The sequence below is a fragment of the Streptomyces sp. P17 genome (assembly GCF_032436805.1).
Taxonomy (GTDB): domain Bacteria; phylum Actinomycetota; class Actinomycetes; order Streptomycetales; family Streptomycetaceae; genus Streptomyces.
Genome location: NZ_JAVRBF010000416.1, coordinates 1 through 376, shown reverse-complemented (window position 1 = coordinate 376; position 376 = coordinate 1). Strand labels below are relative to the sequence as shown.

The following is a 376-nucleotide window of genomic DNA, read 5'->3' as shown; positions in this document are numbered from 1 at the left end:
CCTGTACAAGGTGCAATTCTTGGTGCAATTGTATTTGAGAAATGGGCTAAGGATATTGAAGAAGCACAATCAATGATCGAGTCGGGTGAGGTTATATTTGAGCCTTGCCATCACTATGACGCAGTGGGTCCAATGGCCGGCATTATTAGTCGTTCTATGCCAGTATGGGTTGTTGAAAACCAGACAGAAGAGGGCACTCAACGCGTATTTTGTAACTTTAATGAAGGCTTAGGTAAAGTTCTTCGTTTTGGAGCGAACAGCCCCGAAGTTATTGAGCGTCTTGAATGGATGGGAACAGAACTCGCCCAAGCGATGCAAACCGCTGTACGCGAAATTAATGGTCTAGAGCTTAAACCAATCATAGCGCAAGCGCTAC

At 45.2% G+C, this 376-nt stretch carries 1 protein-coding gene; it reads left to right on the top strand.

The features are described 5' to 3' along the window. Positions 1–376 (top strand): DUF1116 domain-containing protein (locus tag RMT89_RS41535; protein WP_315888938.1); only part of this gene is annotated, 376 nt, incomplete at both ends.